This window comes from Vibrio sp. Y176, from assembly GCF_033438945.1.
Genome location: NZ_JAWOQS010000417.1, coordinates 1 through 758, shown reverse-complemented (window position 1 = coordinate 758; position 758 = coordinate 1). Strand labels below are relative to the sequence as shown.

General features: G+C 47.4%; 1 protein-coding gene and 1 pseudogene. Both read left to right on the top strand.

Annotated features, from left to right (window positions below):
- Positions 1-265: pseudogene (gene ruvA, locus R7O13_RS26420) on the top strand (Holliday junction branch migration protein RuvA); the annotation flags it as partial.
- A gap of 21 nt (positions 266-286) precedes the next feature.
- On the top strand, positions 287-758 hold a 472-nt coding region (locus tag R7O13_RS26415), incomplete at its 3' end, for an AAA family ATPase (RefSeq protein WP_318305148.1).

Sequence of the window (758 nt, the reverse complement as noted above, 5' to 3'; positions counted from 1 at the left end):
TAAGAAGACCGCCGAGCGTTTGGTCGTTGAAATGAAAGACCGCTTAAAAGGTTGGGGAGCTGGCGACTTATTCACGCCGTTTACTGATGCCGCTCCTACTGACTCGGCTGCCGCTTCGTCAAATAGTGCAGAAGAAGAGGCGGTCAGCGCACTTCTTGCTCTAGGCTACAAACCAACTCAAGCGTCGAAAGTCGTTTCTCAAATTGCTAAACCGGACATGAGCAGCGAGCAGCTGATCCGTGAAGCACTAAAATCAATGGTGTAACGGAAAGTTCAAGGTAACAGTATGATTGAAGCCGATCGTTTAATCGCTCCTGAAAATCCAGCGTTTCGTGATGAAGATGTTATTGACCGTGCTATTCGCCCTAAAAAGTTGGCGGATTACCAAGGTCAGGATCATGTCCGTGATCAGATGGAGATTTTCATCAAAGCGGCACAATTGCGTAGTGAGGCGTTAGACCACCTACTTATTTTTGGCCCTCCAGGTTTGGGTAAAACGACGTTGGCAAACATTGTTGCTAACGAGATGGAAGTGAACATCCGTACTACTTCTGGACCTGTTCTCGAAAAAGCAGGCGATTTGGCCGCGTTGTTGACCAATCTTGAGGAAAACGACGTGCTTTTCATTGATGAGATCCATCGTCTTAGCCCTATGGTCGAAGAGGTACTGTATCCGGCAATGGAAGATTACCAATTGGACATCATGATTGGTGAAGGCCCGGCCGCACGTTCTATCAAAATTGATTTGCCACCATTCA